Consider the following 7,245-nt stretch of genomic DNA (forward strand, 5'->3'; position numbering starts at 1 on the left):
GTCACGCTTGCCTGGTCCGAGGCCACGCGCACGGTCATGGTTCAGGACACGCACGCGCCGGCGATCGGCCTGGCGGGCGACAACCCGCAGGGCATCGAGATCAACAGCGGCCCGTACGTGGATCCTGGCTTCCAGGCGCTTGACGAGTGCCTGGGTGACCTGACCAGCAGCGTGGTCGTCGTGGGCGACACCGCCGTGGACACGACGGTGGCGGGCACCTACCTGATCACCTACGACGTGACCGACGGCACTCTGGCGGCCGTGCAGCAGACGCGCACCGTCGTGGTGGCCGAGCTGGTCACCTTCACCACGAACCCCGTCGGCGGACGGCGCTACCTGGACGAGTCGGCGCTCACGCTGACGGCGGCCTTTGAGAACGGCGCCAACCCGACCACCTACCAGTGGTTCTGCAGCACCAATGGTGGTGCCCTGCAGGCCGTCGACGCGCCTGCGCCGGTGCCGGCGGGCGGCGTGCTGACCCTGTCCGTGAGCCCCGCAACCTACGGCACGGGTGTCCACGAGTTCCACGTGGTGGTGAACGACGGCCTGGGTGCCAACGCCTCCGGGACGGCGACCGTGGAAGTGCGGGCCCGGATCACGAAGATCAAGGACCTGACCTACAAGGGCATGCGCATCGGCGAGGACGGCACGTGGTCCATCCAGACGGCGGGCGGCTTCGGCACGCTGAACTACCAGTGGATGAAGGACGACGAAAGCAAGGCCTTCGCCCCCGTGGCCGACGGCGGCGGCATCAGTGGCAGCGCGACCGCCACGCTGGAGATCACCGAGTTCACGGCGGACATGGCCGGAACCTACCAGGTGGAAGTGCTGGACGAGTACACCACCACCCCGGTGATCTTCGGTCCGGCGCAGTTGCAGGCGGAGGCCGGCGTGCCGGCGGTCGGCGGCCTCGGCCTCGGCCTCCTGGCGGCCCTCGCGGCCCTGGGCGGCGCGGTGACCATCCGCCGCAGGAAGTAACAGAATTCACGGCGGGCGGCCGGTGAAAAGGCCGCCCGCCGCGCGGAAAGAAAGAGCCGCCGGTTCGCGGAAGCGAACCGGCGGCTCGGTGTCTTGGGAAGGAGGGGGCAGGGGAGTCGGACCCGTCGGACCCGTCGGACCCGTCGGACCCGTCGGACTTGTCGGACGGGCGGGCTACTTTCCCGCCTTGATGCGGCGAATGAGGCGGGTGATCCACAGGTCGAGGGAGTCGCCGCCGAGGTCGCGGATCAGGTCCACGCCCTGGGCGCGCGCGAGGGCGATGGCGCGGTCACGCGCCAGGCGCCGGGCGTGGCGGCGCTCCTCGATGGTGAGGTGGCCGTCGGCGGCCCCCTCCTTGAGGGCGCGCACATACTCCTCGTAGACCTCGAGGATGGCGGTCTCCAGGGTGCGCAGGGCGCGGGTGAGCCGGACGCGGCGGCGCTGCTGGATCCATTCGCCGGAGCGGAAGAAGGTCCACGCGGCGCCCAGCAGGGACAGGGCAAGGGTGAGGGCGGGTTCGGAGCCAAGCACTTCGGGGGCGGTCATGGGGCGGGGTCTCCTTGGGGTTCGGGGAGCGGTTGGCGGGGACGGGGGAGATCAGACCGATCGGACCGATCCGACCGATCGGTCGGATGGACAGGGTGGACGGGGTGGACAGGGTGGACAGGGTGGACAGCTCGGCCAGGTGGGGTCTTGGCCCGGTGCTGCGGGTTTCCTCACACCCAGCGGTCGCGCCACGACAGGGCGGCGCTTCCCGTGTGGGAGCTGTCCGGGTCATCGAGGTACTGGAGCGTGGTGGCGGGGCCGGGGCCGATCCGGGGAAACGCGCCGGCGCACTGGCCGGTGACATCGGCCCCGTCCAGCCAGGCCTTCTCCCGCGGGCCGTCCAGGAGCAGCGTTTTGCCGCCGGGCACGGTGCCCGAAAAGGAAAGGGTCCGCGCGCCGTCGGTGAAGGACGGAAAGTAGACGGTGCCCGAGGCGGTGAAGGCGAGCGTCAGCGGGGCGTCCAGCGTGCCGGAACAGGGCACCGCAAGAATGGCCCCCTGGGCGGCGATGCCCCACGGGGCGGTCGAGGCGGTCTCGGCCTCCTCCCAGGGCGTGAGGGCTTCCAGCAGAGCGGAGAAGGCACCCTCGCCGCCCCCGCGCAGGTTCTCCCGGGTCAGCCGCAGGGCGTGCGCGGCGAAAGCCCGGCCCGTGCGCAGGGAAACGGAGACCGGGGCGTCGCCGCCCGGCGCGGCGGCGGCCCAGAGGGTGTCCAGAAACGCCTCGCGGATGGCGGCCGTCGCTGCGAGCGGCGGCAGTCCCGTCAGGGCGATCAGACGGTGCCAGCCGTCCTCGCGGCGTTCGCGGGTCTCCTTGGCGGCGGTGAGGGCGGGGTCCAGTTCGAGGGCTCCGATGCGGGGCATGGCGGGATTCTCCGGGGGTGGGGGCTTCAGGCCGGGACAACGGGCTGTGTGGGGGTGACGGCGGCGCCGCCGGCGGATTCCACCGGCAGGAGGAGCGGCGCGAGGGCGGCCCACCCCTCCTTCTCGAGGGTGTCTGCGGCGCCCGTGACGGCCTCCGCGCGCGCGGACACATCCACGCGCTGTCCGCCAACGGCGACCGTGCGGGCCGCGGCGGCGCCGGCCGCGCCGAGACGCCGCAGGACGCGGGCCGCGGCGACCAGGGCCTCGCCCGAGGCGAGGGTGTCGGCGTGGGCCACGGGGACAACATCGGGACGCAGGCGGGCGAGGAGTTCGCGGTGGGCGTCGGCGATGCAGTCCGCCACCAGCGGGTCCGGCGCGGCGGTGGCGTCAAGCGAGAGCTTGAGGCGCACGAGTTCAGGCGTGGCGAAGGGGGGCATGGGCGGCTCCTGGGGAAAAAGTCGGACGGGTCCGACAGGACTGGTGAGGTGGGCGGCGGGGAAGACATCGGACTGATCCGACGGATCCGACCGATCGGTCGGATGGACTCGGCCGGATGGACTCGGTCGGATGGACTCGGTCGGATGGACTCGGCCGGATGGACTTGGCCGGATGGACTCGGACGAACGGGGTGGGGGGTGTTGGCGGGGTGTGGTGGTCGGGCGGCGGGGCCGCTGGGTGGACGGCCCCGCCGCCCTGGTGGGGTGGGGAGGTCAGATCGCGTCGGTGGAGACGACGACCCGGGCCTTCTCGTAGAGGATGGCGAAGTCGGTGACGACGGTGATGCAGGTGCGCTCCCACTGCTGGTGGATGAGCTTGTCCGACTCAACGAGGACATCCTGCTCCGTGACCTTCTGGGCGGCGTACCCGGCGTCGAGAAGGGTGACGCGGCCCTCGGGCTGGTCGGCCAGCGGCACCAGCTTCATGCCCATGGGCGCCGGCAGCTCGCCGGACTTGGCGAAGTCGAAGAGGAGGTGGTCCTGCAGCCGGTCCATGGCGAGGATCGCGCCGAGGAGCTCGCCACCCGCGACCAGGTGGGTGGGGGTGAACCCGTGGCCGAGGGAGAGGGTGAGCCAGGCGTTCACGAGGTCGCCGAACTCCAGCGTGCCCGGCGTGCCCGCGGGGATCACCACGGGCGCGGACCCGGCGGAGCCGTCGCCCTCCACGAGGACGCGGGCGAGGCGGGCGTCGAGGTCGCGGCCCAGGCGCTCGCCGATGCGGCGCAGGTGCACGCGCAGCAGGTCCACGGACATGCGGCGCACGGCCTCGTAGGAGGCGAGCACGCCGCGCCCGCGCTTCTGCAGGCGGATGGCGCGGTCGCCGTAGGTGATCTCCGACTCGGGGATGCGGGCGCCCTCGGCGACGGCGCGCAGCTCCTCGGCCTCCTCGTTCTCCACGACATGGGGCATGTCGTAGAGCGCGCCGGCGACGCGCTCGTCGCGGGCCGTGAGGGCGGGGTGCACGGGCTTGCGGTGGAGCCCCTCCAGCACGGCGGCGCGGACGATGTCGGGGAAGAGCCACCGGGCGTCCGGATCCGACTGGAAGAAGCGCTCCACGGAGACGCGGCCGAGGTCCACGCCGAACTCGCGGGCGCAGTAGTCGGCGGCGGTGGTGCCCGCGGCCTGGAAGAACTGGCTGTGCGTCAGGCCGAGGGCTTCGAGGGTGTCGTAGAGCTCGCGGCCCCGCACGGCGGCGAGGCGGTCGGGCTCCTGCCCGAGAAAGCGGACCTGCTCGCGGAGCAGGGTGTCGCGGTCGTTCATGGGGTGGGTTCCTTTCACAGCAGCACCTCGACGGTGTGCGCGGCGGTGTTGACGGACACGACCTGCCCGGCGCCGCTCCCCGACACGGGGGCGGCGACCACGCCGGGAAGGGCGGAGAAGACGACGCCGACGCCGCCGCCGGGGGCGGGCGCGTCGCCGGTGTAGGCGAAGAGCGCCACCCCGCGCACGAGCACGGGGATCACGGCGTTGTTGGACGAGGCGTCGCCGAGGGCCACGCCGAAGACGGGGTCGCCCGCGCCGGCGTCGTTGGTCACGCGGTAGCTGCCCGCGAGGGCGAGGGCGTCGCCGCGGGCGATGGCCACGGCGCCGGATTCGGGGGTGCGGCAGGTGAGGACCAGCTGGGTCACCTGGCCGCCGAGGTTTCCAAAGGACATGGGGAGGGTCTCCTGAGGTTGATGGACGGAATGGACTGTATGGACGGGATGGACGGAGGACGGGCGGGTCAGGGGCGGGGGTGCTGGAGGAGCTGGAAGGCGCTGCGGGCGCGGGTTTCGGCGGGGTGTTCCGCGTCCCGCGTCAGGGGCTCGGGCCGCGAGACGGGCTCGGGCGGGTGGAGGCGGTCCAGCCGTGCCTCGAATCCCGCGAGATGCGCCCGGATTTCCGGCAGGCCCAGCGGGGCCAGCAGGGCGCGCCAGGCGCGGGCGTCAAACGACGGGCCGTCCAGCTCGCGGCCCAGGGCGCACAGGCGCGCCACGGCGCGGTCGCGGGCCTCCACACCGTCGCGCACGAGTCCGGCCAGCGTTTCCGGGGCGACGCGGTGCTCCCGCGCGGCTCCCGCGAGGGCGCGGACACTTTCCACGGGCAGCGGGGTCTCCGCGCGGAGCACGATACGCCGCGTTTCGGTGCGGCCGCACAGCAGCATGGTCACCCGGTCCTCCGCCGCCGTCTCGGGCACGCAGCGCCCCTCGTCAAGGCGGACCGCGCCGCCGTCCTCGTCGAGCCACGCGGCGGGGTGGGGGCGTTTCGCCTCGGCGTCGGCGCCGGGAACGAGCGCCTCTGCGGCCACGCGCCATCCGCGCAGGCGGCCGTGGCCGTCCTCGATGCGGAGGTCGAGGTGCGGGCCGTGGGCGTCGGTGTGGCGGTGGAGCACGAAGCGGGGCGCGGACTCGTCGGCGGGGGCCGCGCCGGCGACGGGTTCAACGGACAGAATCTTCCAGTACATGCGCGGGGTCTCCGGGGGTTATTGCAGGAAGCGCTGGGCGAGCACGGCGACGATGCCGCCGAGGTTGGCGAGGAGGAGCATGACGCCGCGGGCGAGCACGGTCTCCAGGCGGGACACGCGCCGGGCGACCTCGCGGAGGCCGTCCGAGAGCGCGCGGAACTCGACCTGGGCCGCCCGCTCGAAGGCGCAGGGGGGCTCGGGGGGGCAGTGCATGGCGCGGTCCTTTCGGGGTTATTCGGCGGCGGGAAGATCGAAGAGGACGGGGAACGGCGCGCAGGGCGTGCGGAGGCCCGCCCGGGCGGCCTCCAGCGCGCGGACGGCGGTGGGCAGGAGGGCGGCGCGCTGCCCGCGCCGGGCGACGAAGCCCGTGCCCTGCGACCCCGCCGGCACGACGGAGCCCTCAATGACGTCCACCACATCGCGCAGGATGAAGTGGCAGGTCTCGCCGTCATAGGTCCGGCCGGGGACATGGTCGCAGGCGCGCAGGTCCTTCCCGCACACGGAGCATTCCGGCAGGCGGAACGAGAACCCGATGGAGGTCTCGCGGTAGACGCCGCCCTCGATGTTCAGGATGAAGGGGCGGTTCTCCTCCGTGCGCAGGAGGTAGACCTCCGGGCGCACCGAGACCGTGTCCCCGTCGCGGTGGAGGCGCGCGCGGAAGAAGGTGCCCCGGGGCAGCGAGCCGCGCAGGTCGTGGCGCTCCATCAGCGGGCGGCCCGGCGTGAGGCGGCAGATTTTCTCCAGCTCCTCCTCCGGGAAGCGGCTGAAATGCGAATCCACGCGGTTGTTGCAGAGGTCCAGCTCGAACACGGCCACCTCCTCGCGGGCGAGGGGCCGCAGGGCGAAGCGGTTGACGGCCTCCAGGACCCCGTCATCGGGCGGGACGCCGGGGCAGGCGGGCGCGGCGGCGGCGCGGTCCATGCGGAGGACGGCGCCGGGGTGCTGGAAGACGAAGGGCTCGGGGTGCATGGCGGGGCTCCTGGGGAAAGGGGAAGCATGGGAGGCATGGGAGGGGACGGAGGGGTCACATCGCCGGGGCGGCGGCGAGGGTTTCGCGGAGGGCCTGGTCGTCGAGGAGGCCGGCGTCGCGGAGGCGGAGGGCGTTGTCAATCTCCTTGGCGCGGGCCTCGGCGTCGCGGAGGGGGTCCACGGTGCGGTTGCCGCGCATGGTCACGGCGACGCGTGCGTCCACCCCGGCGAGGGCGAGGTCCAGGTTGAACAGGCGCTCCAGCGCGGCGCGCATCTCGCGGTTCACCGTGTTGACCTGGCGGTTGACCACCTCGAACTGGGCGGTGCCGTAGGTCTCCGTGGAGCCGTAGTTGCGGCCCATGAGCACGGGCATCATGTGGAGGCCCGTGATGAGTTGTTCCTCCACGGCCTTGTGCTGGTCGTAGAAGGGGGCGGCGCGGTGGTCGGCCTGGAGCACCGACACGGCCACGTCGTCGTGGGTCACGAGGTTCTGGTCCGGGGCGAGGCCCGACACGGCGTCGCGCAGGGCGGCCAGCGTGCGGGTCTGGCGCTCGGCGTAGGCCTCGGCGGACTCACCGCGCGCGGGGGCGTCGGCCCTCCGCGCGAAGTGGAGACGGGCCCATCCGGCGTTGTGCGTGGCCTTCGCCATGTCCTCCATCAGTCGCTGCTGGATGCGGACAACAAAAGGCACGGCGCGGAGCATGGAGCGCCCGTAGGGGTTCGTACCGTCGCGGTCGAGGCCCACGTAGACCAGGCGGCTTTCCGGCAGCTCGACGGGCTGGCCGTCCCCCGTGTCCTGCCAGGCCGTCACGCGGCCCCCCTCGCGGCGGAAGCGCAGGGTCCACACGTCCACCGGCACCACGTCATGGATGCCCGAGCGCCCCCGGCCGGGGACCAGTTCCAGCGCCGCCGCGCCGTAGGTGAACAGGGCCGCGTAGGCGATGTCCATCAG

9 protein-coding genes and 1 pseudogene are annotated in these 7,245 nt (G+C 73.1%); 1 reads left to right on the forward strand and 9 read right to left on the reverse strand.

The genetic code is table 11. The features are described 5' to 3' along the window. The first annotated feature begins 36 nt into the window (after positions 1 to 36). Positions 37 to 288 (forward strand): annotated as a pseudogene (locus tag GXY15_08660) (DUF5011 domain-containing protein). Positions 289 to 1,152: 864 nt separating this feature from the next. On the opposite strand, the gene GXY15_08665 reads toward GXY15_08660, so the two are convergent. The 9 genes from GXY15_08665 to GXY15_08705 all read right to left on the reverse strand — a co-directional run. Continuing rightward, a complete protein-coding gene (locus tag GXY15_08665) occupies positions 1,153 to 1,524 on the reverse strand; it encodes a hypothetical protein (protein ID NLV41284.1) in 372 nt (123 codons plus the stop codon). Between the two features lie 170 nt (positions 1,525 to 1,694). Then, the gene (locus tag GXY15_08670) at positions 1,695 to 2,384 is read right to left on the reverse strand and encodes a hypothetical protein (GenBank protein ID NLV41285.1); all 690 of its coding nucleotides are present in this window, start codon (positions 2,382 to 2,384) and stop codon (positions 1,695 to 1,697) included. A gap of 26 nt (positions 2,385 to 2,410) precedes the next feature. After that, complete coding sequence (locus GXY15_08675) at positions 2,411 to 2,821, reverse strand: hypothetical protein (protein NLV41286.1); 411 nt, start codon at positions 2,819 to 2,821, stop codon at positions 2,411 to 2,413. 273 nt (positions 2,822 to 3,094) lie between these two features. Beyond that, positions 3,095 to 4,141 carry a hypothetical protein gene (locus GXY15_08680; GenBank protein ID NLV41287.1) on the reverse strand — a complete coding sequence of 349 codons (1,047 nt, stop codon included), beginning with the start codon at positions 4,139 to 4,141 and terminating at the stop codon, positions 3,095 to 3,097. A gap of 14 nt (positions 4,142 to 4,155) precedes the next feature. Beyond that, positions 4,156 to 4,536, reverse strand: a complete 381-nt coding sequence (locus tag GXY15_08685; protein ID NLV41288.1) for a hypothetical protein — start codon at positions 4,534 to 4,536, stop codon at positions 4,156 to 4,158. A 68-nt stretch (positions 4,537 to 4,604) separates the two neighbouring features. Continuing rightward, entirely contained in the window at positions 4,605 to 5,324 is a 720-nt protein-coding gene (locus tag GXY15_08690; protein NLV41289.1) for a hypothetical protein, read from the reverse strand. Positions 5,325 to 5,342: 18 nt separating this feature from the next. After that, a complete protein-coding gene (locus tag GXY15_08695) occupies positions 5,343 to 5,537 on the reverse strand; it encodes a hypothetical protein (GenBank protein ID NLV41290.1) in 195 nt (64 codons plus the stop codon). Positions 5,538 to 5,555: 18 nt separating this feature from the next. Beyond that, the gene (locus tag GXY15_08700; GenBank protein ID NLV41291.1) at positions 5,556 to 6,293 is read right to left on the reverse strand and encodes a hypothetical protein; all 738 of its coding nucleotides are present in this window, start codon (positions 6,291 to 6,293) and stop codon (positions 5,556 to 5,558) included. Positions 6,294 to 6,348: 55 nt separating this feature from the next. Next, on the reverse strand, positions 6,349 to 7,245 hold an 897-nt coding region (locus GXY15_08705), incomplete at its 5' end, for a hypothetical protein (GenBank protein ID NLV41292.1).

Source organism: Candidatus Hydrogenedentota bacterium (assembly GCA_012730045.1).
Lineage (GTDB): Bacteria > Hydrogenedentota > Hydrogenedentia > Hydrogenedentales > CAITNO01 > JAAYBR01.